Source organism: Flavobacterium aestuarii, assembly GCF_040049115.1.
GTDB classification, from domain to species: Bacteria; Bacteroidota; Bacteroidia; order Flavobacteriales; family Flavobacteriaceae; genus Flavobacterium; species Flavobacterium aestuarii.
Map to the genome: position 1 here is coordinate 131,831 of NZ_JBDLZZ010000008.1, position 24,254 is coordinate 156,084.

At 33.6% G+C, this 24,254-nt stretch carries 23 protein-coding genes; 7 read left to right on the forward strand and 16 right to left on the reverse strand.

The genetic code is table 11. The features are described 5' to 3' along the window. Positions 1 to 31 precede the first annotated feature (31 nt). The 10 genes from ABEG11_RS10830 to ABEG11_RS10875 all read right to left on the reverse strand — a co-directional run bounded on the left by ABEG11_RS10830 (position 32) and on the right by ABEG11_RS10875 (position 7,555). Complete coding sequence (locus ABEG11_RS10830) at positions 32 to 694, reverse strand: DUF6565 domain-containing protein (protein ID WP_348824183.1); 663 nt, start codon at positions 692 to 694, stop codon at positions 32 to 34. A 73-nt stretch (positions 695 to 767) separates the two neighbouring features. Then, on the reverse strand, positions 768 to 1,025 hold the full coding sequence (locus ABEG11_RS10835) for a YtxH domain-containing protein (protein ID WP_348824184.1): 258 nt from the start codon (positions 1,023 to 1,025) through the stop codon (positions 768 to 770). 16 nt (positions 1,026 to 1,041) lie between these two features. Beyond that, entirely contained in the window at positions 1,042 to 1,203 is a 162-nt protein-coding gene (locus tag ABEG11_RS10840; protein ID WP_348824185.1) for a lmo0937 family membrane protein, read from the reverse strand. Between the two features lie 28 nt (positions 1,204 to 1,231). Further along, complete coding sequence (locus tag ABEG11_RS10845) at positions 1,232 to 1,876, reverse strand: porin family protein (RefSeq protein WP_348824186.1); 645 nt, start codon at positions 1,874 to 1,876, stop codon at positions 1,232 to 1,234. A gap of 174 nt (positions 1,877 to 2,050) precedes the next feature. Further along, positions 2,051 to 3,028: a YihY/virulence factor BrkB family protein gene (locus ABEG11_RS10850; protein ID WP_348824187.1), complete on the reverse strand. Its 978-nt coding sequence runs from the start codon at positions 3,026 to 3,028 to the stop codon at positions 2,051 to 2,053. A gap of 4 nt (positions 3,029 to 3,032) precedes the next feature. After that, positions 3,033 to 3,578 carry a hypothetical protein gene (locus tag ABEG11_RS10855; RefSeq protein WP_348824188.1) on the reverse strand — a complete coding sequence of 182 codons (546 nt, stop codon included), beginning with the start codon at positions 3,576 to 3,578 and terminating at the stop codon, positions 3,033 to 3,035. Positions 3,579 to 3,669: 91 nt separating this feature from the next. Further along, positions 3,670 to 5,886, reverse strand: coding sequence for a PAS domain-containing protein (locus tag ABEG11_RS10860; protein WP_348824189.1), 2,217 nt, complete (start codon positions 5,884 to 5,886; stop codon positions 3,670 to 3,672). A 17-nt stretch (positions 5,887 to 5,903) separates the two neighbouring features. Continuing rightward, positions 5,904 to 6,350 carry a response regulator gene (locus tag ABEG11_RS10865; protein ID WP_348824190.1) on the reverse strand — a complete coding sequence of 149 codons (447 nt, stop codon included), beginning with the start codon at positions 6,348 to 6,350 and terminating at the stop codon, positions 5,904 to 5,906. 13 nt (positions 6,351 to 6,363) lie between these two features. Next, complete coding sequence (locus tag ABEG11_RS10870; protein ID WP_348824191.1) at positions 6,364 to 6,924, reverse strand: helix-turn-helix domain-containing protein; 561 nt, start codon at positions 6,922 to 6,924, stop codon at positions 6,364 to 6,366. A 445-nt stretch (positions 6,925 to 7,369) separates the two neighbouring features. Beyond that, a complete protein-coding gene (locus ABEG11_RS10875; RefSeq protein WP_348824192.1) occupies positions 7,370 to 7,555 on the reverse strand; it encodes a CsbD family protein in 186 nt (61 codons plus the stop codon). Positions 7,556 to 7,736: 181 nt separating this feature from the next. Here ABEG11_RS10875 and pyrF point away from each other — a divergent pair, with 181 nt between their 5' ends. The 3 genes from pyrF (at position 7,737) to ABEG11_RS10890 (ending at position 10,331) form a co-directional block, all read left to right on the forward strand. Further along, the gene (pyrF, locus tag ABEG11_RS10880) at positions 7,737 to 8,561 is read left to right on the forward strand and encodes an orotidine-5'-phosphate decarboxylase (protein ID WP_348824193.1); all 825 of its coding nucleotides are present in this window, start codon (positions 7,737 to 7,739) and stop codon (positions 8,559 to 8,561) included. Positions 8,562 to 8,643: 82 nt separating this feature from the next. After that, positions 8,644 to 9,438: an ABC transporter substrate-binding protein gene (locus ABEG11_RS10885; RefSeq protein ID WP_348824194.1), complete on the forward strand. Its 795-nt coding sequence runs from the start codon at positions 8,644 to 8,646 to the stop codon at positions 9,436 to 9,438. A 107-nt stretch (positions 9,439 to 9,545) separates the two neighbouring features. After that, positions 9,546 to 10,331: an alpha/beta fold hydrolase gene (locus tag ABEG11_RS10890; RefSeq protein ID WP_348824195.1), complete on the forward strand. Its 786-nt coding sequence runs from the start codon at positions 9,546 to 9,548 to the stop codon at positions 10,329 to 10,331. A gap of 221 nt (positions 10,332 to 10,552) precedes the next feature. On the opposite strand, the gene ABEG11_RS10895 is transcribed toward ABEG11_RS10890, so the two are convergent. Continuing rightward, positions 10,553 to 11,293 (reverse strand): DUF4197 domain-containing protein, encoded by a 741-nt coding sequence (locus ABEG11_RS10895; RefSeq protein WP_348824196.1) that lies wholly within the window; start codon positions 11,291 to 11,293, stop codon positions 10,553 to 10,555. 121 nt (positions 11,294 to 11,414) lie between these two features. Further along, complete coding sequence (purU, locus tag ABEG11_RS10900) at positions 11,415 to 12,269, reverse strand: formyltetrahydrofolate deformylase (protein ID WP_348824197.1); 855 nt, start codon at positions 12,267 to 12,269, stop codon at positions 11,415 to 11,417. A gap of 326 nt (positions 12,270 to 12,595) precedes the next feature. Here purU and ABEG11_RS10905 point away from each other — a divergent pair, with 326 nt between their 5' ends. Then, positions 12,596 to 16,036, forward strand: coding sequence for a methylmalonyl-CoA mutase family protein (locus ABEG11_RS10905; protein WP_348824198.1), 3,441 nt, complete (start codon positions 12,596 to 12,598; stop codon positions 16,034 to 16,036). 94 nt (positions 16,037 to 16,130) lie between these two features. Here the strand turns inward: ABEG11_RS10905 and ABEG11_RS10910 are convergent, their stop codons facing one another. Then, on the reverse strand, positions 16,131 to 16,502 hold the full coding sequence (locus tag ABEG11_RS10910; RefSeq protein WP_348824199.1) for a T9SS type A sorting domain-containing protein: 372 nt from the start codon (positions 16,500 to 16,502) through the stop codon (positions 16,131 to 16,133). Positions 16,503 to 16,690: 188 nt separating this feature from the next. On the opposite strand from ABEG11_RS10910, the gene ABEG11_RS10915 reads away from it, so the two are divergent. From ABEG11_RS10915 to ABEG11_RS10925, 3 genes are all read left to right on the forward strand, one after another. Further along, positions 16,691 to 17,563, forward strand: a complete 873-nt coding sequence (locus ABEG11_RS10915) for an AraC family transcriptional regulator (protein WP_348824200.1) — start codon at positions 16,691 to 16,693, stop codon at positions 17,561 to 17,563. A 75-nt stretch (positions 17,564 to 17,638) separates the two neighbouring features. Next, complete coding sequence (locus ABEG11_RS10920; RefSeq protein ID WP_348824201.1) at positions 17,639 to 18,508, forward strand: alpha/beta hydrolase; 870 nt, start codon at positions 17,639 to 17,641, stop codon at positions 18,506 to 18,508. A gap of 832 nt (positions 18,509 to 19,340) precedes the next feature. Beyond that, on the forward strand, positions 19,341 to 19,892 hold the full coding sequence (locus tag ABEG11_RS10925; RefSeq protein WP_348824202.1) for a collagen-like triple helix repeat-containing protein: 552 nt from the start codon (positions 19,341 to 19,343) through the stop codon (positions 19,890 to 19,892). 68 nt (positions 19,893 to 19,960) lie between these two features. Here ABEG11_RS10925 and ABEG11_RS10930 read toward each other — a convergent pair whose 3' ends face one another. The 3 genes from ABEG11_RS10930 to ABEG11_RS10940 form a co-directional block, all read right to left on the reverse strand. Continuing rightward, positions 19,961 to 21,841 carry a T9SS type A sorting domain-containing protein gene (locus ABEG11_RS10930; protein ID WP_348824203.1) on the reverse strand — a complete coding sequence of 627 codons (1,881 nt, stop codon included), beginning with the start codon at positions 21,839 to 21,841 and terminating at the stop codon, positions 19,961 to 19,963. A 176-nt stretch (positions 21,842 to 22,017) separates the two neighbouring features. Continuing rightward, the gene (locus ABEG11_RS10935; protein ID WP_348824204.1) at positions 22,018 to 22,989 is read right to left on the reverse strand and encodes a TerC family protein; all 972 of its coding nucleotides are present in this window, start codon (positions 22,987 to 22,989) and stop codon (positions 22,018 to 22,020) included. A 140-nt stretch (positions 22,990 to 23,129) separates the two neighbouring features. Next, positions 23,130 to 24,146: a glutamine synthetase beta-grasp domain-containing protein gene (locus ABEG11_RS10940; protein ID WP_348824205.1), complete on the reverse strand. Its 1,017-nt coding sequence runs from the start codon at positions 24,144 to 24,146 to the stop codon at positions 23,130 to 23,132. Positions 24,147 to 24,254: the final 108 nt, after the last annotated feature.

Genomic DNA, 24,254 nt, shown 5'->3' on the forward strand with positions numbered 1-24,254 from the left:
GCTTAAATCTTTAGACTTAGCGCAGCCTGCATTATTTTTTTGCTTCTGCGTTTTCCTCAGATTTAGCACCCATTCTATTTAGGGTATACATAGGGGCAAATTTAAGTTTTAGCCCAGCAATCTTATTATTGTCGTGGCTGCTTAAGCCTTCTTTTTCAACAGTATTTTTTCTGGAATCTAATGCTTCATAGACAATTTTGATTTCGTCCCAGTCTTCACGTGAATAAGAATCTTTATTTTTTTGAACGGTAGTAACGAAGTTATCATATACACTCAAAATGTTATCTTTATTGACCCAATTGAATTTTAAATCATCACTTACATAGTCGGGTCCAAATAAAGTTTTATATATTATTGTTTTTGAATCGGTTTCTTCTGCTTTTTCTTTTGCCGATACAATATTGGTTTTGTATTCTTCATATCTTAGTGTCGCGGTATTCAGACTGTCTTGTAATTTTGTTTTATCAGTTGCGTTTGCCAATGAAGTTTCGGCTTCTGATTTTAGTCTGGCATAATCGCTTTCTATAGCTGCCCAGTTTTCGATTGCTTTATCTTGTTGAACGTCACTGATAGAATCAATATAATCACTATAAGCTTCTAATGATTTTTGTGCTTTTTCTTGTTTTTCGTCTTTACAGGATGAAAAAGCTATTACGGCTGCTGCCAAGGCAAATGTTATTTTTAAATTTCTCATTTTTTACAAATTTTAGTTATTAATTTTCTTGCTGTTTTAGATTTAAAAAAGCTTCCCATTATATGCAGCAATCTTAGTATTCCAGACTTTGATTTTTATCTTTTGCATTTTCGGCAAAAGCTTCGCCTTTGCTTTTTAATGAATTGTATTTTTTAGATATTGAGCTGGTAATATTGTCTAGCTTTGCTTTTAAATCATCAGTTACTGAGCAGCTTTTCTTAGCGATTTTATCTCTTGTATTGGCACCTTTATCAGGAGCAAATAATATTCCCAATACTGCACCTGCTGCAATTCCTCCTAAAATCCCGATTATTGTTTTGTCAGTTCTCATAGTTTCTTGTTTTTAATTATTTTGAAATTCTTCCTCTTCCGTCTATTACCCGTAGTAAAAAAGCGATTATGGCGATTGCTAATAAAAGATGAATAATAGATCCTGCATTGTACACGAAAAAGCCCAGTGCCCATGCAATCACCAATACAACTGCTATTAAGTACAACAAATTTGACATGATTTCTACCTTTTAACGATTAGTTTTTTTAATTCAATTTATAAGATAAATATAAGCTTACACTGCTGTTTTTTCCATCAGGGATAGTGTAAGTAGTGCCTGCAAAATCTCTTTCCTTGCCAATTGTTGATAATCCGTAGTTATAACGGGCTCCAATTCCGAACGAATTAAAATCAAACCCTACACCTGCTGAAATACCAACATCGAATTTGTTGAAATCGTCATTATCATACGAATCTTCAAAGTCTATTGCATCACCGTTAGCATCATTACTAACTTGGGCATCGATTAAATAGGCAAAATAGGGACCTGCATGAACATTCAGGTTGTCAGTTATGTTAACTTTAAACAATACTGGAACCTCAATATAATTGAGTTTAAACTGAGCCGTTCCCGTGGTAATTGCATTGTCATAATTTAATTCACCTCCTTTTCGGCTGTATAAAATTTCCGGTTGAATAGAAAGAATATCTCCAACAGGAAAAGATGCGTAAACACCGGCATTAAAACTTGTCAACACATTATTATCATCTACTTCTGTATCGTAGATGTTAGAAAAATTAACTCCCCCTTTAATTCCAAATTGTGCTCCATCTGAATTTTGTGCTTTCATACTAGTAATTGTTAATCCTGTAAAAGCAATTGCGGCTAATAATTTTATTTGGCTTTTCATAAAGTTTTTATTTATTGATTTCTAATGATACAAAGTTGCATAACTAGGGAGTTTCTCCTGTTATATGATATTTTTGTTGTTTTATATAATTTCCATTAACACTAAAACTGTATTAAAAACATAAAAAAACCTTCCGAATATTGGGAAGGTTTGTGTTATTGAAAGAAAAAGATTTTATTTCTGCGGATTTTGTAATTTAATTGCCTGCAGCTCTTTTTGTGCTTTTTGAAGGGTTGGCTCTTCAGAAACAATTTCAACCGAATGCACTAAATCGGCAAATTCTGACGGAACAATCGCGCTTGAGAACTGTATTGCATAACTCTTGGCAAACTCTGCACCAAAATAAAGTATGACAGATGAATAGTATACCCAAATCATCAATACTACGAACGAGCCTGCAGTGCCATATATGTTTTGAATATCTGAGCTGGCAATGTAAAAAGAAATTAAAAATTTCCCGATCATAAATAATATTGCCGTTGTGAAAGAGGCTAACCGGACTTGTTTCCATTTTATTTCGGCATCTGGCAAGATCGTGAATATAGCTCCAAACAAAAGTGAAATAACAATAAAAGTCATCAAGGCATTGATTATATAGATTAGATAAAATAGCGAGTCTGAGAACCTGGATAAAAACCGGTCGCCCAATGTATCCATTATGGTTGAAATTCCCAGCGATACGAGTAAAATAAATCCGAAGCTTCCTATTACTCCAAAGGAAAGCAATCGTGATTTTAGATACAGCCAGAATCCAGATTGTTTTTTGGGTTTGATGCCCCAAATGGTATTGATAGAATCCTGAATTTCAGCAAATACTGATGTTGCACCTATTAACAAAGTGATTATGCCTATAATCCCAGCTAGATTTCCTTTGTCTGATATGCTCAGATTTTCTATTATTGTCTGAATCTGGGCTGCGCTCGACGGTCCTACAAAGTTTTTAATTTGGTTATATATTGTTCCCTCTGTAGCTTCTCGTCCCCAAAACAGATCTGATAAAAATAAAATTACCAATAGCAATGGCCCCATCGAAAACATGGTTGTATAGGATAAGGCTGCACTCATTTTTAGAACTTTATGTTCCGAAAAATTATTTATCGCATTTTTGATAACTTTGAAAAGAGAAATAATATATGGTTTGAAAGAGCTCATTAGATTATTTAAAAAGTGTTTTTAACGCGCTATTATTGTCTGCTAATATTTTTTTTGACTGCATAGCAAAAACTTTGAAATCAGTATTTTTAGTTTTTTTTTCAATACTGTCAAATGTTGTAATTTGATTTTTAATCTCGGTTTCTAATTTTTTAAGCATATAATATTCGCGGCTTTCGTGGCTGATCGAATCATCAATATCCGTTCGATATATAAGTTTTGGAATTATTATTAAATTATCATTTGCCAATCTCTCAAAATCCGAATTAATTTTTTTATTGTCTCTTTTTATTTTTAATAGAAGCTGAAGCGTAGGCAGGTCTTTCGTTAATCGTAAGGATGCACTTGAGAGTTCAATTGCTTTCTGATTGGATTCATTGAGGCAGTCAATTGTGCGGAAATCGATTATTGGATCTTCTTTGGCAGATTCTATTTTATAAATCGAATAATTATAATCTTTTTCTTGATGTGAACAGGATAAAATACAAAATATTACAACAGACAGGATTAAATTGTAGCGGATGTATTGTGAAATATGCAGGTTTTTCATCGCCTTTTCTTTTTGTACAAAGTTCATTGTGAGGCAGATAAAATGCATTATATAATTTATTTTATGTCTTATATTATTTCCATATAAGCCTTTATGGTATTGGGATAGGGAAGTAAATGGAGAAGGTTGCCCCTTCATTAGGCTGGCCGTTTGCAAAAATATATCCTTTATGATTTTCTACAATTTTCTCGCAGATAGCCAGTCCAACACCTGTTCCGTGGTATTCGGTTTTGCCATGAAGGCGGTTAAATAGCAGAAATATTTTTTTGGCATGTTCTTGTTCAAAACCTATTCCATTGTCAGTGAAATTTATTCTGTAGTATTTTTTTGCGCTTTTGTCATTTAATATAACTTCGGTTTTTGCAGTAACTTCTGTGCAGTCAATTGTAATGACAGGAGGTACATCAGCTTTTGAGTATTTTAATGAATTACTTAATAAATTAGAAAAAAGCTGCTGCATCTGGAAAGAGATACCATCAATTGTTGGTAATTGTGTATAATGAATAATTGCTTTTTTATCTTCTATGCTTTGTGATACTTCGGCTAAACTTTCGCGCAATATTTCATTTAGATCAGTTTTTACTAAGTTTTTTTCTGATCTATTTGCCTTGGAATATTGCAGCAGATCGTCAATTAACACACGCATTCTATTGGATGCAATTTCCATTTTTGATAAATATTCCTTGCCAAGATCAGTAAGGTTTTCTTTTTCTTTCTCATTAATCCGCGAAATAAAAGTCTGGATTTTCCTCAAAGGCTCTTGTAAATCATGGCTGGCAACCTGATTAAATTCGTCCAGTTCTTTGATGTGTTTTTCTAATTCTTTGTTACGCTGTTTTAATTGCAAGCTCTTATTATAATCTTCGGTAACATCTCTTGTGGTTCCAATCATGCTTTGAGTGCCTCTCAAATCAGTAAATGATTTTGCTATGGTTCTAAAGTGCCTGATCTTTCCATCTTTAGTAATTACTCTGTAATTTATAGATGGAAGCTCCATTGTGTTTAAAGCTTTTTTAAATGCTTTGTCAACATTTTTTTTGTCTTCTGGATGGACAAATTCAAATAAGTTATCAATGGATGCTTCAAAAGATTGAGGTTCGTATCCCAGTAATCTGTATCTATTGTCTGAATATTTGACGGTTGAAGTATCAAAATTTAAAATCCAGCTGCCATACTTTCCTATGATTTCAGCCTGTTTGCTTGACTCTTCGAAGATTTCCAATTGGTTGTTTACTTTGAGTAAATCTTCGTAATTGCTTTTTAATAATTCGTTTTTATTGTGCTCATCAGTAATATCTGCAGTTACTCCTAATACTGTTTTGTTACCCAATTCATCAGTAAATAATTTCCCCACAGATCTCAAAATACGTGTTTCTCCATTAGGTTTAATAATTCTGAAAGAAGTGTGTGGCAAGTCTTCGCCTGCTGCAAATTTTTCAAAAAGGGTATCTACAGCTGTTACATCTTCAGGATGCACAAATTTTTTGAATTTTTCTTGGTATGATTCAATAGACTGAGGTTCAATGCCAAATATACGATAGGAGTTGTCAGAATAAATGATTTCATTATTGCTTAAGTTCCATTCCCAGGTTCCAAATTCAGAAAGAATTTCTGCTTTATTGCTTAAAAACTGGGATTTATTTAATTTGACATTTGCGGTCTGAAGTTTTTCAATATCTTTTGTGGTTTGATAATATGCAAAAATAAGCAGTAAAAGAGTTATGAATAATATACCTAAAGTTATAATTGGGGTAAAATATATCTGCCTGTCATATATAGAATTCTGTACACTTAAACTTGATTTTTCATTATGAACCATCTCATTTAATTTAATTCTAATGTCAATCAAAAGCTTGCTGCTTTCCCTGAAATCCTTTTTGAAATCATAATTTTTTAAAAAATCAGCATTTTGATTCAGATTGTAATATTTGGCAATATGTTCATGCCTTTTATTTATCATTTTGTACAATGACTCTAAATTTTTTTGCTGTACGGCATTGTTCCTAGTTAGTTTTCTAAGTATTGAAAAAGAGCTGTTTATGCTTTTTATGTCATTTTTGTAAAGTATTAAATAAAGGTTGTCTCTTGAGATAATATAGCCTCTCATGTTGTTTTCAGAATCCTTTATATTGGAGAATAAATGTTCCAATTCCAGATTTACTTCATAAGTGTATATGAGCAGTTTGGTAGAATTAGAAATATTATTAATGTGCTTTACAGTCAGCACACTAATAAAAAATAATATAAATAAGCTTACTGTAAATATAATTTTATGATAAATTGAAGATTGATGTCTATTGTATTTCATAAAATTATTAGTTGGAATTATATTCTGAGCAAAAAGGTATCTTTGTTTAAGCCGCTAGTATGATATTGCCAATTGATTGTAACTATCTCTGATAATACTTTTTTTAGATTGTCAAAATTGTTGGGTTTTTTAATATATATATTTGCTCCCAAAATAAATGTATCTTCTACATCCTGATCCGATGACGAGGTAGAATAAATAGCTATTACAATGTCTTTGAACCGGTCATTTGCTTTTATTTCTTTCAAAGATTCAATTCCGTTTAAAATTGGCATATTTAAATCTAAAAAAATGATGTTGGGCAAGATTGTTTCTGGATTATTAATGTAATTCATCAGCTCTCTGCCATTGTTGACGGTGTTGACAATTGTATTGATTTTTAATTCTTCGAAAGCATCAATAAAAAATAATCTGTCATCCTCATCGTCATCTGCTAGTGTAATAAGTATAGAATCGTGCTGCATATTTTTATTTGTTTTATTTGTTAGAGGCAATTTCCCTTCGTTTGTTTATAATTCTTTGAAAGGCCGAAGGTGTTATACCAGTAGTGTTTTTAAACTGTGAACTTAAATGTGCAACACTGGAATAATTGAGCTTAAATGCTATCTCTGTTAACGATAACTGATTGTTAATAATTAATTGTTTTGTATATTCTATTTTCTGCAGAATTATAAAATTCTCTATCGACGTATATGTTACTTCCGAAAAAATATTGGATAAGTAGCCATAGGAATGATTGAGCTTATCGGCCAGATAGACCGAACTTTTTACATTTACATTAGCATCCTCATTAAAAACCATGTCTACTATTGTATCCTTGATTTTTTGTATCAATATGGTTTTTTGGTTTTCGACTATTTCAATTCCATACCTGCCTAATGATTCACTAAACTGATCCATTTTTGATGCTGTTATTTTTTCTAAAAATTCAACTTCTCCAAAACCCAGAATCCTATGTTTTATTTGGCATTCTTCAAGTTTTTCCTCGAGAATCTTCTTGCAGATATTGTTAAAATCGAATTTAATAAATATTCTCATAATCAAAATTATTTGTTACTAAAGTAATTAAAAATATTGTAATAAATTGTAGACTTTTGTTCGTTAATTTATTCAGCTGTTTTTTGTATTTAATATTTTATCTGATTAGCAAGTCTTTAATAGCTTCATTTTTGTCTGATAACTTGAAGAACCAGTATTGACTAGTATATAAATCATTTTTGTTTTGAATTAATAAATCATATGAACTTATGATTTTTATATGTTATAAAATACAAAAAGCCATAATAATTATGGCAATGCGGGCAGAATAGAATGTTCAGGTAAAATCTAGGTTCATTAAAATAATTTTGGATCATTAATGTAAATAAAGCCTGTCATGTTGTGAATAGAGAACTGCCTATAAAAAATTAATAACCCCTAAAAAAAATTAGAAATTAGTAAAAAAGTATAGACAGTTCAATTTTATTGACTGAAAAACAGTTAATTACAAATCAGCAATCCATTTTGTAATTTCATCTTTCGATTTGCCGATTCTTTTTTGGATTTTTCCATACATTTCGTCTTCTTTTCCTTCTTCATACAACAAATCGTCATCAGTCAGATCAGCATATTCTTGCTTAAGTTTTCCTTTTATTTCATTCCAGTTTCCTTTAATTTCTGTAGTGTTCATAATGTTTTTGTTTTAAAAATTAGTAACCTGTTTTACAACTTTTAGAATCATCCCCATGATTGTTTTTACAAATCTATGCTGCTTCATAATCTTTAGGCTTATATAATTGCTCAGGAATGTTGCAAAATTTCAAGTATTTTTAGATTCTAGTTTGTAAATTTGCCACACAACTAAATTTGCCATGACAACACGACAGCTTTCCGATCAGATCAAAATCAAAAAATCATTTCTATGCGTAGGTTTAGATGTTGATTTGAATAAAATTCCCAAGCATTTATTAGAAACCGAAGACCCGATTTTCGAATTCAATAAAGCGATTATCGATGCAACACACGATTTAACGGCAGCTTACAAGCCTAATATTGCTTTTTTTGAAGCTTATGGACTAAAGGGCTGGGCCTCTTTGCAGAAAATCATAAATTATATCAACGAAAACTACCCGGAAATTTTTACAATCGCCGATGCAAAAAGAGGTGACATTGGGAATACATCTTCTATGTATGCCAAAGCCTTTTTTGAGGATTTGAATTTTGACAGCGTAACTGTCGCTCCATATATGGGGAAAGATTCAGTTGAACCTTTTTTAGCGTTTGAAAATAAGCATACCATAATGCTGGCTCTGACATCTAATGAGGGCGCTTTTGATTTTCAGACTTTGCAAGTAAATGGAAAAGAAGTTTACAAACATGTGCTGGAAACATCCAAAACCTGGAAGAATTCCGAAAACTTAATGTATGTAGTTGGTGCTACCAAAGCAGAATATTTTACCGAAATCCGTAAAATTGTTCCAGATAGTTTTTTATTAGTTCCAGGCGTTGGCGCACAGGGTGGCAGCCTTTCAGAAGTTTGCAAATACGGAATCAATGACAATGTGGGATTGCTGATTAACTCTTCGCGCGCCATTATTTATGCATCCAATGGAACTGATTTTGCCGAAGCAGCAAGAGCGGAAGCATTGAAAATGCAGCAGGAAATGGAGGAAATCTTAAAGGGTTTAAAAGTTTAAATTGTTTAAAAGTTGAAAGCTGTTTAATGGTTATTGTTAAACAGCTTTAAGCAATATCAGGCTTTTGAGCCAATATTTAAAAATGAAACAATTCATAGACCAGCTCGGAGAAACTCATACATTTGGATCTTCACCTGAGCGGATTATTTCACTCGTACCTTCCCAAACCGAATTGCTTTATGATTTGGGTTTGGAGGAAAATATCGTAGGTATCACTAAGTTTTGTGTACATCCCTATCATTTGAAATCTACAAAAAAAATAGTCGGAGGCACTAAGAAAGTGAATTACGAGAAAATCCGTTTGCTCAATCCCGATATTATCATTTGCAATAAAGAAGAGAATACTAAGGAAATTGTGGACGAGTTAAAAAAAATATGCCCAGTATGGGTAACTGATATTTTTACTGTCGAAGATAATTTTCAAATGATAACCGACTTTGGACAGCTCTTTAACCGAAGAACCGAAGCCCGGAAATGGAACGATAAATTGACTTTTGCCTTGAGCGATTTTAAAAATTTTATTCAAGATTTTCCAATCAGGAATGTGGCTTATTTTATTTGGAAAAATCCTTATATGGCTGCTGGTTCAGGAACTTTTATCGATGAGTTATTGAAGCTGAATCACTTTCGGAATTATTATGCTTCGCAGGAACGGTATCCTGAAATTGCACTTGATCAAATCGATAAGGATGGAAACCTGGATTTGGTTCTGCTCTCATCAGAACCGTTTCCATTTAAGGCAGAGGATGGATTCGAAATTATAAAAGAAGCTGTTAATGCCAAAGTTATTTTGGTAGATGGTGAAATGTTTTCGTGGTATGGAAGCCGATTGATTAGAGCTTTGAATTATTTTAAATACCTGCACAAAAGCATCTGATAAAAAAAACAAGATTGTTTCAGATTGTGATAGTTATCAAGTGGCGCATCACGATGTGGAGAACTATTAAAAAAAAATATATCTTTGCTTCAGCAAAAGAAAACTAAGTGATTAATTATACGGTATATAAGAACAACAGCAGTGACCAATGGGTGACATTTGTCCATGGGGCTGGGGGAAGTTCCTCTATTTGGTTCAAACAAATCAGAGATTTTAAAAAAAGCTACAATATTCTGTTATTGGATTTAAGAGGTCATGGAGAATCCAAAACAACCTTGAAAACCGCTTTCAGACAAAAATATACTTTTTCAGCTCTGGCTCACGATATTCTCGAAGTTCTGGATTATCTGAAAATAGAGAAATCACATTTTGTTGGAATATCTTTAGGAACGATTCTTATTCGTCAATTGGCCGAAATGTATCCTGAGAGAGTGCAAAGCATGATTATGGGAGGTGCGATTTTGAAAATGAATTTTCGTTCTCAAGTATTAATGCGCCTAGGAAATACATTTAAATATGTTTTGCCTTACTTGGTTTTATACAGGTTTTTCGCTTTTGTGATAATGCCCAAAAAAAGCCATAAGCAATCCCGATCGCTATTTATTACCGAAGCAAAAAAATTATACCAGAAAGAATTTATTAAATGGTTTAAGCTGACTGCTGAGATAAATCCTGTCCTAAAGTGGTTTCGGCAAGTAGAACTAAATATACCAACTCTTTATGTGATGGGGGAAGAAGATTATATGTTTCTGCCGGCAGTTCGTAAAGTAGTAGAAAGTCATTATAAATCATCCCAGTTATTTGTAATCGAAAATTGCGGGCATGTAGTAAATGTAGAACAGCCCAATGCTTTTAATACTGCAGTTTTGTCTTTTATACATACAGCTAAATAAATTTAGAATACTCATAAATAAAAAATGCCTGCACCATATAGATGCAGGCAATTTTATAACTAACCAAAACCAAAATAATAAATAACCAGTTTATTACATTGCAAAGATCAGTATAATGTTTATGTATCGCTGTTAAGGAATTGTTATTAGTTAATCTGCAAAAGTTAAGTTTTCAAATTAATTTTAACATATTAAAATTCTGATATTTTTTTGAAGAAAAATTAGTTGGCCTGAACGCTTTTATTTGTATCCTGCATGGCAAATACCTTTTTCAAAACTTCCGAAGTTCTGGCGTTGAGATTGGTTCTGATGTTTTTTTCTTCAACGGTAATCATTTTAAAAACGCCGTCTAATGCTTTATTTGTTACATAATCAGTAAGATCAGGATTTACTTTGGCAACAAACGGAATCGTGTTGTATTGTTTTATAATCTTTGTCCATATAACATCGGCGCCCACTTTGCCAATCGATTGCTGCACTACTGGGTTAAATTTTGCATAGAGCGAAGTTGTCGTAGCCGATTGCAGATATACCGTTGCAGCATTATCATTTCCAAGCAGAATACCTTTGGCGTCTGTTATGGTTATGTTTTTAATTGCTGATACAAATATTGGAGTTGCTTCTTTTACAGCATCTTCTGCGGCTCTGTTTAATGCTAAAATACCTTCATCAGCTAATTTGGACATTCCCATTTTTCGCAAAGTCTTGTCAAGTTTGGCTAATTCTTCGGGCATTAAAATTTTTACAGCTTCGTTTTTATAAAAACCATCAATTGCGGTGAGTTTCGATACTTGTTCAGTTATACCTTTATTAAGAGCTTCTTTTAAACCGGCAGCAATATCCAGACTGCTGTTTGATTTTGTAATTGCAGCCGCTTTATCGGTTGCTTTTTTTAATATATCTTTTAATTGTGCATTACAGATTGCAGGCAGGAATAAGAGCAGGAGCAGGGCTTTTTTCATTTTTGTTTTTATTTTTTTCCAAATGTAGATAAAACAACAGTTTTATGAGTTTGAAATTTTCCTAAAAAAAGGCAAATGTTTTTTTAAATCAGTTTTTCATTAAAATAAAACTGAAAAATAATCAGGAAAACACAACCGTCTTATTATTATACACCATCGTTTTTCTTTCGGCATGTAATTTTATAGCTCTAGCGAGTACTATGCGTTCCAAATCACGTCCTTTCATAATAAAATCTTCAATGGAGTGGCTATGAGAAACTCTCGAAATATCCTGTTCTATAATCGGGCCTTCGTCCAGTTCTTCGGTAACATAATGGCTTGTGGCACCAATAATTTTTACTCCGCGCTTGAATGCCGAGTGATACGGTTTTGCGCCTGGAAACGCAGGAAGAAATGAATGATGTATATTAATAATCCTGTTTTTGTAAAGAGAAATCAGATTTGGAGTAATAATCTGCATATAACGGGCAAGGACAATAAAATCAATATCAAACTTTTTTAATAATTCGATCTGTGTTTTTTCGCCTTCTTCTTTACTGTCTTTAGTGAAAGGAACATGGTAAAACGGAATATTAAAACGTTCGGCAACAGGTTTTAAATCTTCGTGATTGCTAATAATTAATGGAATTTCGAGAGGCAGTTCACCAGCACAGTAACGTCCCAATATGTCATATAAGCAATGATCGTATTTAGATATAAACAATGCCATTTTTGGTTTTTGATCCTGAGGGTACATCGCCCAGGTCATGTTAAAAGGAGTGGCGAGATTCTCTTGAAAGTGACTTTTAATAGATTCAATATTCCAATTGGTTCTGCTAAACTCGCACTCTAACCGCATAAAAAACACATTTTCATCGGCATCAACATGCTGGTCAAGATAAATGATATTTCCATCAATCGATGCTATATAATTGGTAACCGACGCAATAATCGCCTTTTTGTCTTCACAATGGATAAGTATAGTAATTTTTTGCATTTCTTTAAATTTCTAAAATAATTAGGAGCAATTTTTATGGATTTTTGAAAGATGATGAACGATTTTCTGATTCTAGATTTTATACTGCCAGACTCGAAGGCAGCTGCTTTTTACAACTTTTATAAGTTCAAAAATCGAATATCGTTAATTAAAAATCTTAAATCATTTTTATTGGGCTAGAACTCGAAAATACCAATTTTTTGTGAAAACAGCCTAGTTTTCTCAATAAAAAACATTGTTGTCATATTTTGTGTTTTATGTCTATTTTTTTAATTTTTATTTTAAAATTTATGTAAATTGCGCTATTAAATTATCATATTCATAAAATGGAATTAGTAAAACCTTATGTGCCCGTAAATAAAGTCCGAATTGTAACTGCCGCATCACTTTTTGACGGTCACGATGCAGCAATAAACATAATGAGAAGGATTATTCAGTCCACAGGAGTTGAGGTAATTCACCTTGGTCATGACCGAAGTGTAGAGGAAGTGGTCGGTACCGCTATTCAGGAAGATGCTAATGCTATTGCAATGACTTCCTACCAAGGAGGACATAATGAATATTTTAAATACATGTATGATCTGCTTCAAGAAAAAGGCGCTGGGCATATTAAAATTTTTGGCGGAGGCGGAGGTGTAATCCTGCCATCTGAAATAGAAGAATTGCAAGCTTACGGAATTACCAGAATATATGCTCCCGATGATGGGCGTGCGATGGGACTGCAGGGAATGATCAATGATTTAGTTGAACGTTCTGATTTTCCTATCGGAGATAAATTATCCAATGAACTGGATTTAATTGAAAGCAAAACGCCAACGGCTATTGCACGGTTAATTTCGGCCGCCGAGAATTTTCCAGAAATTGCAAAACCTTTCTTTGATGTTATTCATGAAAAAAATAAAACATCAAAAATTCCAGTTCTTGGTATTACAGGAACTGGCGGTGCAGGAAAATCATCATTGGTTGACGAATTAGTCCGCCGATTTTTAATCGATTTTCCCGAAAAAACAATTGGGTTAATTTCTGTAGATCCTTCGAAACGTAAAACTGGCGGTGCATTATTGGGAGACAGAATCCGTATGAATGCGATAAATAATCCTCGTGTATATATGCGTTCGCTGGCTACGCGCCAATCCAATTTGGCTTTGTCCAAATATGTTGCAGAAGCTATTGAAGTTTTGAAAGCAGCTAAATATGATATCATAATTCTGGAAACTTCGGGAATTGGCCAATCTGATACCGAGATAATGGATCATTCAGATGTTTCTTTATATGTAATGACACCCGAATTTGGCGCAGCAACTCAATTGGAAAAAATCGACATGCTTGATTTTGCTGATCTGGTGGCTTTGAATAAGTTTGATAAACGCGGTGCTTTGGATGCTATTCGCGATGTGAAAAAACAATACCAGCGCAATCATAATCTTTGGGATGTCAATCCAGATGCAATGCCGGTTTTTGGAACGATTGCTTCACAATTCAATGATCCGGGGATGAATACTTTGTATAAATCCATCATGGATAAAATTGTTGAAAAAACAGGTTCGGATCTAAAATCAGCTTTTGAAATTACCCGCGAAATGAGCGAGAAAATCTTCGTGATTCCCCCTCACAGAACGCGTTATTTATCTGAAATTGCCGAAAATAACAGGAAATACGATGCCATTGCTTTGAGTCAGGAGCAGGTGGCCCAGAAATTATACGGGATTTTTAAAACGCTGGAAAGTGTTTCCGGAAAAGTTCCTGTGATTAACAAAGCTGGAATTGAGGAAGAATCGGTACTCCCAAGTGCTTTAAAAGAACATGATGATAATAAAATTTTTATCAATCTTCTGCTGAACCAATTTGATATAGTAAAAATGGATCTCGATCCCTATAATTGGGAAATGATTCTTAATTGGGACGAAAAAGTGAGCCAGTATAAAAATCCGGTTTATACTTTTAAAGTCCGTGACAAGGAAATAAAAATGGATACACATACCGAGTCGCTGTCACATTCTCAGATTCCAAAAGTTGCGATGCCTAAGTACAAGGCATGGGGCGATATTCTGCGCTGGTGCCTGCAGGAAAACGTACCTGGAGAATTTCCATTTGCTTCTGGTTTATATCCGTTTAAGCGGGAAGGCGAAGATCCGTCACGCATGTTTGCCGGCGAAGGCGGGCCTGAAAGAACCAATAAACGTTTTCACTATGTAAGCGCAGGGTTGCCAGCCAAGAGGCTTTCTACTGCTTTTGACAGTGTTACTTTATATGGAAATGATCCGCATTTACGGCCTGACATTTATGGTAAAATAGGAAATGCGGGAGTTTCAATCTGCTGTCTGGATGATGCTAAAAAACTGTATTCAGGATTTGATTTAGTTCATGCAATGACATCGGTAAGTATGACGATTAATGGGCCAGCACCGATGCTTCTTGCATTTTTTATGAATGCAGCTATCGATCAGCAGTGTGAGCATTATATTAAGGAAAATAATCTTGAGGATGAGGCTGTAGATAAAATCAATAAAATTTATGAGGCAAAAGGCATTGAGCGTCCACATTACCAGGGAGATTTACCTGAAGGAAACAATGGTTTAGGACTGTTTCTTTTGGGAGTGACGGGAGATCAGGTTTTGCCTTTGGAGGTTTATGAAAAAATTAAAGCCAAAACGCTTAAAAAAGTAAGAGGAACCGTTCAGGCTGATATTTTAAAAGAAGATCAGGCCCAGAATACCTGTATTTTCTCTACAGAATTTGCACTGCGTCTGATGGGTGATGTTCAGGAATATTTTATTGCACAAAATGTCAGAAACTTTTACTCAGTATCTATTTCAGGTTACCATATTGCCGAGGCAGGTGCCAACCCTATCACTCAGCTGGCTTTTACTCTTGCCAACGGATTCACCTACGTAGAATATTATTTGAGCCGTGGCATGGATATTAACGATTTTGGGCCAAATTTATCGTTCTTTTTTTCCAATGGTGTCGATCCAGAGTATGCAGTAATAGGTCGTGTAGCTCGTAAAATTTGGGCGAAAGCCATGAAAAATAAATACGGTGCCAATGAAAGAGCCCAGATGCTGAAATACCATATTCAGACATCGGGTCGTTCTTTACATGCACAGGAAATTGATTTTAACGATATCCGCACCACTTTGCAGGCTTTGTATGCGATATATGACAATTGCAACTCATTGCATACCAATGCTTATGATGAAGCAATTACAACACCAACAGAGGAATCTGTGCGAAGAGCAATGGCAATCCAGCTGATTATTAATAAAGAATTGGGTCTGGCAAAAAATGAAAATCCAATCCAGGGGTCATTCATTATTGAAGAACTTACGGACTTGGTCGAAGAAGCGGTTTTAAAAGAATTCGACCGGATTACAGAGCGTGGCGGAGTACTTGGTGCCATGGAAACGATGTATCAGCGTTCTAAAATTCAAGAGGAAAGCCTGTATTATGAAACCTTGAAACATACTGGCGAATTTCCAATTGTGGGTGTAAACACATTCTTAAGTTCAAAAGGTTCTCCAACGGTAATTCCTGCAGAAGTAATCCGTGCCACCGAAGAAGAAAAGCAGTATCAGATTACAATGCTCAATAATCTGCATCTATGCCATGCCGATTTGGTAAAAGAACATTTGAATATTCTTCAGGAAGCTGCAATAAAAGGAGATAATTTATTTGAGCATTTAATGGAAGCTGCAAAAGTGTGTTCTCTAGGACAGATTACCGAAGCTTTGTTTGAAGTAGGAGGGCAGTATAGAAGGAATATGTAGTTTTAAAATATTCTGAAATATTTTCAAAACAAAAAACAGCTCTGAAATGGAGCTGTTTTTTGTTTGAATTAGTAAGACCTAAAAGGTAATCTGCTTAGTTTGCAGCTATATTTTGATCTTGGATTGATCTTCTTGATAAAATTGATGCTTCTCTTGTAACAGTAATTTCATGAGTTACTTTTTTAGTGTTAGTTTCTATTTCCAAAAAGTAAGTACCAGCTGGAAATTCTTCTAAGCTATAAGTTTTTGCAATACCCGCTTTTCCAGTTACCATTTCTGTATAAATTACGTTATGGAATCTATCAGTAATCGTAACATTTGCTTTTTGAAGCTGATTTATTGCAAAGCTGATTTCTTTACCGTTAACAGTTTTTACATTCAATAATATATCACCATTGATTGCATACGTATTCATTGTTGTCATTGCAACTAATACTGCTAGGCTAAGTTTTAAGATCGTTTTCATATATTCTGTTTTTTTAAATTATTAGTTTAAATTTCTTTTACAAATGTAATAGGTTAATGGATTGCACAACGCAACGGAATTTTCCAATATGTGTGCTATTTTAACTTTACGAAAACGATATATGTTAAAATTAGGTAATATAGAACTCTTTTGTGGTAAATTTGAGTGACTTTTCAAAATAGATACACATGAAAAAAATAAGTCCGACGCTAGAAATTATTACGCCAGCTTTTGGAAGTTCTTTTACTTTTACAAAATATGTCGAAAACGCTAATTGTAAATCCGATTTATGGCATTACCATCCCGAAATTGAATTGGTTTTTGTAAACGGGGGCTCAGGAAAAAGACAGATAGGAAGCCATATCTCTTATTATTCAGATGGAGATCTGGTATTAATTGGAAGTAATCTGCCTCATTGTGGTTTTACCGATGAAAAAACAGGTAATAAAAATGAAATTGTTATCCAAATGCCTGCTGATTTTTTAGGAAGCGAGTTTTTGAATGTGCCAGAACTCAAAAATATTCAACAGCTTTTTCAGAAAGCAAAAGGAGGAATCGCTTTTGGTAAAGAAACCTTAAAAAAAATTGCTCCAATTATTGAAGAGATGGAAAGGCGGTCTAATTTTGACCGATTGTTGCGAATGATCAGAATCTTGAATGATCTTGGAGTAAGTAACGAATACACTATTTTAAATGCAGATGGTTTTGCCCTAGAATTGCAGGTGCAGGACAATGATAGGATTAATGTCGTTTTTAATTATGTAAAAGATAATTTTCAGGAACCCATCCAGCTGGAAACTGTTTCAAACATGGTGAGTATGACAACCCCCTCTTTCTGCAGGTATTTTAAAAAAATAACCAACAAGACCTTTACTAATTTTGTAAACGATTATCGTCTGGTTCACGCTTCAAAACTCTTATCTGAGAATACCAAAAGTATTACTGAAATATGTTTTGAAAGCGGTTTTAACAATTTTAGCCATTTTAATAAATCTTTTAAAGCCTTTACAGGCAAAAGCGCTTCGCAGTACAGGCAAGAATTAAAATCTCTTATTGAGTAATGTTTTCAGTAATGTAAGTTATTTTTTTGTCTTAGGAAATCGTATATTTACGATTCAACATCATAAAAAAATAATATGAAAAAATTACTTGTAATAGGTATTGCTTTTTTATTAGGCAATACTATTTCGTCTTTCGCCTCAACGGTAGATACTTTGCAGATTCCTAGTGCTGCAATGAATAAAACTTATAAAGCAGCTGTAGTTTTGCCCAACTCATACACCAAAGGAAAGGCTGCTTATCCAGTACTTTATCTTTTGCACGGAGCTTACGGACATTTTTCAGATTGGCTTTCCAGTACTCCCAATAAAACGACTGTTAAGAATTTAGCAGATCAATATAATATTATAATTGTAATGCCGGAAGGCGAAACATTCAGCTTTTATCTAGACAGCCCTGTGAATAAAGGCAGTCAGTTTGAAACCTACATCACCTCAGAAGTAATCCAGAAGATTGATAAAACCTATAGAACCATTAATGATAAAAAAGGCCGTGTCATTGCAGGACTTTCTATGGGAGGTCACGGTGCTTTGTATCTTTCGGCTAAACACCCGGAGCTGTTTTGTGCAGCAGGAAGCATGAGCGGAGCGGTTGATATGGGAACAATGTTAGGCAGGGAGCCTAATGATCAGATACTAAAATTAATACAGCCTGTTTTTGGGGATCAAAGTACTAATCAGAATTTATATGATCAAAATGCAGTAATGGGAATGATTGATAAAATCAAAGCTAATAAACTGGCACTGATTATCGATTGTGGTGTCGATGATTTTCTTATTGAACCCAACAGAGAATTGCATAGAAGATTAGTATACAATAAAGTGGCGCATGATTATACCGAAAGACCAGGCGCACATACTTGGGAATACTGGGAGAATGCATTGCCTTATCAGGTACTTTTTTTTAGTAAAGTTTTAAAAAGCAATGGTGTCTTGATTAATCCGTAGAAAAATAGTTTTAGCAGTTGTAAGCAATATGTAATATTCCTGCAATTGCAAAATGGATAATCAGATGGAAGCTTCTAAGATTTAGCTGTATTTTAAAATCGATGAACTAAAAATATTATAAATATGCCCTTTTGGAGATTGGTTTTCAAAAGGGTATTTTTTTTTTGGTGACAAATTGATAAAGCTGTACATATTGACCTGAGCTCGATTAATACTATATTTCGCTCCTCTGGAGCTCAGATACTATAAAAATCTGTTTTTCTATAAACATGACACTCCTACGGAGCTTGGATTTTGTTAGAAATAACCAAAGTTTAGCCACAGAGTGGCAGAATATTTATAGAAACCAACAAGTATTAAGTTTGCTACAGCTCCAGAGGAGCGAAATGTTTATATATAATTAATAATCGAGTTCAGGTTATTGGCAAAATCTAGAAAGATTTTACTAATGATAGCCACCGTATTTGTTGACTTTAACCCCGATGACGGGGTTCCGAACCCCGCCAATAGCATCTTTAACCCCGCCAGTGGCGTTAGGAACCCCGTCGGCGGGGTTGTACAACCCCATTCATGGCGTCCAGAACGCCATTGACGGCGTTCCTAACCCCGTTCGTGGCGTCTACAACCCCGTGAGCGGGGTTATTTGTAAAAACCAATAGAGTACATGTATCATATTTTTTGTGTGGATTAAAGTTCAATTTTTTATAAAATATTCTTGAAGTTTTTTAGTTTAGTAGCTTTGAGCTTTAATTTATTTTGACTGAAATCTAAATAAATAATTTTTTGGCTTGATTTTTGAAATACCTTTATCGAACTTTAAAATATAAATAAGATGAAAAAAATAATTACACTTTTAGCGGTTATAGGAATGTTTGGTTTTCAAGGGTGCACTGGACCAGAAGGGCCTCCTGGATTTGATGGTTATGATGGAGAGCAAGGGCCAAAAGGAGATCCGGGATTTACTAGTGCAGTTTTTGAAATTTTTAATAAAGATTTTGGATACAATAATGATGATGGTTTTAATATTTCTGGAACATTTAATCCTTTTATAAGTGATGCTAGTACAGTACTGATTTATAGATTGGTTGGCTCACTTGATGCTAATACACCTGTTTGGCAATTGATTCCTAGGACTATATATTTAGAAAATGATCGTGAATTAGATTATGATTATGATTTCAGTAGAAAAGATTTTAAGATCTATGTTAGAGCAAATTATGATTTAGAAACCACTCCGGAATTTTTAGATAATCAAACATTTAGAGTTGTTATTGTGCCAGGAAGTTTTACAAGTAAATCAGCAAATAAAAATGATTTTTCAGATTATAATGCTGTTATCAAAAAATATAATATTGATGATAGTAAAGTTATAAGATTAAATTAGTAATTAGTTTTAAAACACAAAAAGGAAATCGAAAGATTTCCTTTTTTTATACTTATTTTTTTTATTGTTTAATTAGTTTTTATAAAACCTATTTGATTATTTCTTCCTATTCTCGGTCGATCAGTTTGGATGTTGATGAAATATGTTCCAATTATTAAATTTGAAACATCAATACTTATTAAGTTTGGATTTATTATTGAAAAATTATTTGAATTTACTAATGTTCCCATAATATTAACAATGTTTATTTTAGAGGTGGCTAATATATAATCGGTTCTTTTGTTTTCAACATATATGATTGAAGTTGCAGGATTTGGATAGACAATTAATGTTGGGGAAGCATATAGTATTTCTGATTTTATGTTTATTTCATTACTATAAGATACTTTGTTGCCTAATTTATAACTACCCGTATTGTTAATTGTATAATAATAGTTTATCGTAGTAATTCTTCTATAGTTATAGGTAGTTTGAACCTGTAAACTTTCTCCATATCTGGTCGTAACTATAATATATTGTAGAGGCAATGGAAGATAATCTTTTGATGTTGCTCCCTGTATATTTGACCAAGTTCCATATATATTTGGTCTACCATTTGTTATTGATTGACTTTGCCATTGATATGTAATACTTGCAAGTTGAAAATCTGTGATATCTGGGCTTAATTTATCAATAGATGGTGTGGAACCAGTGATTATGGAAGTTTTTTCAATCTGTTTTAAAGTTGTGTCCTCGGCTAGAATTTGATCACAACAAATTATATTGTTATCACTAACTTTTCTGAGTATTATTTTTAATAAATTACTAGCCCTTCTTATATTTTTATAAATTGCAATTCTTCTAAGAAGAAAAAAATTATCTCCCGTGTTTGGAATATTTTCTGGTGAAAAATAATTTAATATGGCGGAGTTTTCATTTTCAATTGTAGTCCAACTACCGTTGTAAATAAAGCCTCTTTCGTCAGTTTTTATATATTCCCATTCAAATCTTTCAATTGCTGTAAAAGTGTCACCTGATTGTGAAATATGTGAAGGATCTTGTAAAATATTTAAATTCACTTCTCCTTGTTGCTGTCTCGTTTTAGTTATTCCAGTTATAGTTTTTGGGTTTGTGTTTGAGATTTCGAAAAATCCATTTGGATCAACCGAAGCGTTCACTGAAATTTCATTTAAAAGTATTGGAGAAGGAACCACAGTAATTGTTACAGTATTACTTTTATTTGTGTGGTTAACAGTGGAACTATAACCTAAACCTCTTGTAATTGTAATATTTTTAAGCGCAGTTGTATAGTCGAAATTTAAGGTTTTATTAATTTTATCTATTTCAAATGGTAGACTACTATTGATGCTGTATGAAGAGGAAATACCGTAACTATAATTTTCATATGGATTTGCATATTGTGAACCAACTATTGGATCTGGTTTGTCACCAAGTCTTACTGTTTGGTTACAACAAATAGTATTTGCGATGTTTGCTGGATTTGGAGCATTAGCGGGTATTCCTCCCCCAGTACTGCTAGCTTGTCTTATAACTGAAATAGGATCACTTTTATATATTGTACCAGAATACGTTTTATACTCTGCATAAATAACACCGCCACTTGGATCGAAATTTGAAAATTCTAGTGAAATTGTAAAAGTTCTTTCTGCTGATGTAGTTCCTAAAAAAAGTAGCTCTCCGCCTTTACCTCCCGTCGGAGCAATAGGAGAAGATGAGGCACTTTTTTGAGAATATATAGTAATGGTGCCAGGCTTGCTATCACTGGGTGCAGTTTTTAATGCTACTTTAGCAGATAATAAGATAGTCGAGCTATTAACAGAGCCCAAATTGATTGGTCCAGTACTTACACTTGCCCCATTTACTGTTGTTGGCGTTAGAGTAACTGTTTGTCCTACGGCTAATAAATTGGAAAGTAATAAAAGAACTACATAGAGATATTTTTTTTTCATAATAATTAATTTAGAATTTTTGTATAACAAAAGTAATTAATATTAATGTTTTTTCTTATATTTTTAATTAAATAATTTCTTATTATTTCATTGTCAATTTTTTTAATTTTTTAGTAAGTAAAAAAGGAAATCTTTCGATTTCCTTTTTTTATGTCTAATAGTTTTTCAATATAGATTTATGAATTATCTTTCCTTGATGCTGTCTCCTCCTTTTTGCTTATTTGTAAAGAAACCAATACTCCAATAAGAAGAGCCAATGCGATAAATCCAAGTGACGCCCATTCAGGAACTTCAATATAATCGTGAAGCAGCATTTTAAGTCCAACAAAACTCAAAATAGCAATCAGGCTGTACTCCAGATGGCTGAATTTTTCCAGCATATTGGCAAGGAAAAAATATAACGAACGAAGGCCTAAAATAGCAAAAATATTGGAGCTGAAAACTAAGAAAGGATCGGCAGTGATGGCTAAGATGGCTGGAACGCTATCTACTGCAAAAACCACGTCCATAACTTCGATAACAATTAATGCTACAAATAAAGGGGTGGCGGTATTTCCTTTTTCGGTTTTTATAAAAAAATGTTCTTTTTCAGTATGATGGGTTATAGGAATTATTTTTCCAAGTATTTTATAAATGATAGATTTCTTTGGATTAAATTCATTTTCGTCGGAAGTAAATAACATTTTTAAGGCAGTAAATATCAAGAATGCTCCAAAGATGTAGGTTGCCCATGTAAATTTATTAATTATCAAAACGCCAAAATAAATCATCAGGCCTCTAAACACAACAGCTCCTAAGATTCCCCAGAATAAAACGCGATGCTGGTATTTTTTAGGTATTTTGAAAGAAGCAAATACTAATGCAATCACAAAAATGTTATCGATACTCAAAGATAATTCTATCAGATAACCCGTAATAAATTTCATTGCTGCAATTGATGGCTTCAATTGAGTTGGGTTTGAAACATACTCGGTGGTGTAAAGCCAATAGACAACTCCGGAGAAAAGCATAGATAAGGTAAACCAGATTGCTGTCCATTTACTGGCTTCTTTGGTGCTGATAACATGAGGAGTTTTATTAAAAACACCCAGATCAAGTGCGAGAATGAAAAAAATCAAAGCAATAAATAATATCCAGACTGTTGTCATAATAGTTTTTTTTAATGTATTGCAAATGTAAAATTTGATTTGCTAAACTCCAGTTGATAATTGTTAAAGTTATGGCAATTTGTTTTAATAAAAAAAGTGCCTCCATTACGAAGGCACTTTTCATTTTGATGTATGTAATATTACAAAGCCGATTTAACAGTTTTGATAATTCTTGCAGCGATTTTGTATGGGTCACCGTTAGAAGCTGGTCTTCTGTCTTCCAGCCATCCTTTCCATCCTTTTTGAACAGTCATTAATGGAATACGGATTGAACATCCTCTGTCAGAAACACCGTAAGAGAAATCATGGATAGAAGCAGTTTCGTGCTTACCAGTCAAACGCTGATCGTTGTAAGCTCCGTAAACAGCGATGTGCTCAGCAGTTACAGGACGGAAAGCCTCACAGATTTTTTCGTAAACTTCTTGAGAACCACATGTTCTAAGAACATTGTTAGAGAAGTTAGCATGCATACCAGAACCATTCCAGTCTGTATCACCAAGTGGTTTTGGGTGATACTCAATATAGTAACCATATTTTTCAGTCAAACGGTCTAATAAATATCTAGCAACCCAGATTTCATCTCCCGCTTTTTTAGCTCCTTTAGCAAACAATTGGAATTCCCATTGTCCACAAGCAACTTCTTGATTTATTCCTTCAAAGTTGATTCCAGCAGCAATACATAAATCTGCATGCTCTTCAACTAATTTTCTTCCGTGAGTATTTTTTCCACCTACTGAACAGTAGTACATTCCTTGCGGAGCAGGGTAACCTCCAACAGGGAATCCAAGAGGAAGCTGCGTTTTAGTATCCATGATAAAGTACTCCTGTTCGAATCCAAACCAGAAATCATCATCTTCATCGTCAATAGTAGCTCTTCCGTTTGAAGGGTGTGGAGTACCATCAGCATACATAACTTCAGACATTACTAAGTATCCGTTAATACGAGTTGGATCTGGATAAATAGCAACTGGTACAAGAAGACAGTCAGAAGATCCACCTTCAGCCTGTTTAGTAGATGACCCGTCAAAAGACCAGTTTCCAAGTTCTTCTAATGTACCTTTGAAGTTTTCGTGTTCTTCAACTTTAGTTTTGCTTCTCAAGTTTTGGGTCGGTTCATATCCGTCTAGCCAGATATACTCTAATTTTATTTTAGCCATAATAATATAATTTATTTTTTTTTGTTTTTTTTCAGATGCAAATATAAAATAATTTGGTTATGTCATAAAATTGGGGGGTGGTTTTTATTTAAGTGTTTTTAATTTTTG

Bases quoted from the DNA above. Each gene is read 5' to 3' on its own strand.
- ABEG11_RS10875 (WP_348824192.1), bottom strand. From the start codon at position 7,555: ATGAACACTACAGAAATTAAAGGAAACTGGAATGAAATAAAAGGAAAA.
- ABEG11_RS10865 (WP_348824190.1), bottom strand. From the start codon at position 6,350: ATGCAGCACGATTCTATACTTATTACACTAGCAGATGACGATGAGGAT.
- ABEG11_RS10935 (WP_348824204.1), bottom strand. From the start codon at position 22,989: ATGACAACAGTCTGGATATTATTTATTGCTTTGATTTTTTTCATTCTC.
- ABEG11_RS10930 (WP_348824203.1), bottom strand. From the start codon at position 21,841: ATGAAAAAAAAATATCTCTATGTAGTTCTTTTATTACTTTCCAATTTA.
- ABEG11_RS10840 (WP_348824185.1), bottom strand. From the start codon at position 1,203: ATGTCAAATTTGTTGTACTTAATAGCAGTTGTATTGGTGATTGCATGG.
- pyrF (WP_348824193.1), top strand. From the start codon at position 7,737: ATGACAACACGACAGCTTTCCGATCAGATCAAAATCAAAAAATCATTT.
- ABEG11_RS10855 (WP_348824188.1), bottom strand. From the start codon at position 3,578: ATGAAAAACCTGCATATTTCACAATACATCCGCTACAATTTAATCCTG.
- ABEG11_RS10860 (WP_348824189.1), bottom strand. From the start codon at position 5,886: ATGAAATACAATAGACATCAATCTTCAATTTATCATAAAATTATATTT.
- ABEG11_RS10830 (WP_348824183.1), bottom strand. From the start codon at position 694: ATGAGAAATTTAAAAATAACATTTGCCTTGGCAGCAGCCGTAATAGCT.
- ABEG11_RS10895 (WP_348824196.1), bottom strand. From the start codon at position 11,293: ATGAAAAAAGCCCTGCTCCTGCTCTTATTCCTGCCTGCAATCTGTAAT.
- ABEG11_RS10920 (WP_348824201.1), top strand. From the start codon at position 17,639: ATGAAAAAATTACTTGTAATAGGTATTGCTTTTTTATTAGGCAATACT.
- ABEG11_RS10850 (WP_348824187.1), bottom strand. From the start codon at position 3,028: ATGAGCTCTTTCAAACCATATATTATTTCTCTTTTCAAAGTTATCAAA.
- ABEG11_RS10925 (WP_348824202.1), top strand. From the start codon at position 19,341: ATGAAAAAAATAATTACACTTTTAGCGGTTATAGGAATGTTTGGTTTT.
- purU (WP_348824197.1), bottom strand. From the start codon at position 12,269: ATGCAAAAAATTACTATACTTATCCATTGTGAAGACAAAAAGGCGATT.
- ABEG11_RS10940 (WP_348824205.1), bottom strand. From the start codon at position 24,146: ATGGCTAAAATAAAATTAGAGTATATCTGGCTAGACGGATATGAACCG.
- ABEG11_RS10870 (WP_348824191.1), bottom strand. From the start codon at position 6,924: ATGAGAATATTTATTAAATTCGATTTTAACAATATCTGCAAGAAGATT.
- ABEG11_RS10910 (WP_348824199.1), bottom strand. From the start codon at position 16,502: ATGAAAACGATCTTAAAACTTAGCCTAGCAGTATTAGTTGCAATGACA.
- ABEG11_RS10835 (WP_348824184.1), bottom strand. From the start codon at position 1,025: ATGAGAACTGACAAAACAATAATCGGGATTTTAGGAGGAATTGCAGCA.
- ABEG11_RS10885 (WP_348824194.1), top strand. From the start codon at position 8,644: ATGAAACAATTCATAGACCAGCTCGGAGAAACTCATACATTTGGATCT.
- ABEG11_RS10905 (WP_348824198.1), top strand. From the start codon at position 12,596: ATGGAATTAGTAAAACCTTATGTGCCCGTAAATAAAGTCCGAATTGTA.
- ABEG11_RS10915 (WP_348824200.1), top strand. From the start codon at position 16,691: ATGAAAAAAATAAGTCCGACGCTAGAAATTATTACGCCAGCTTTTGGA.
- ABEG11_RS10845 (WP_348824186.1), bottom strand. From the start codon at position 1,876: ATGAAAAGCCAAATAAAATTATTAGCCGCAATTGCTTTTACAGGATTA.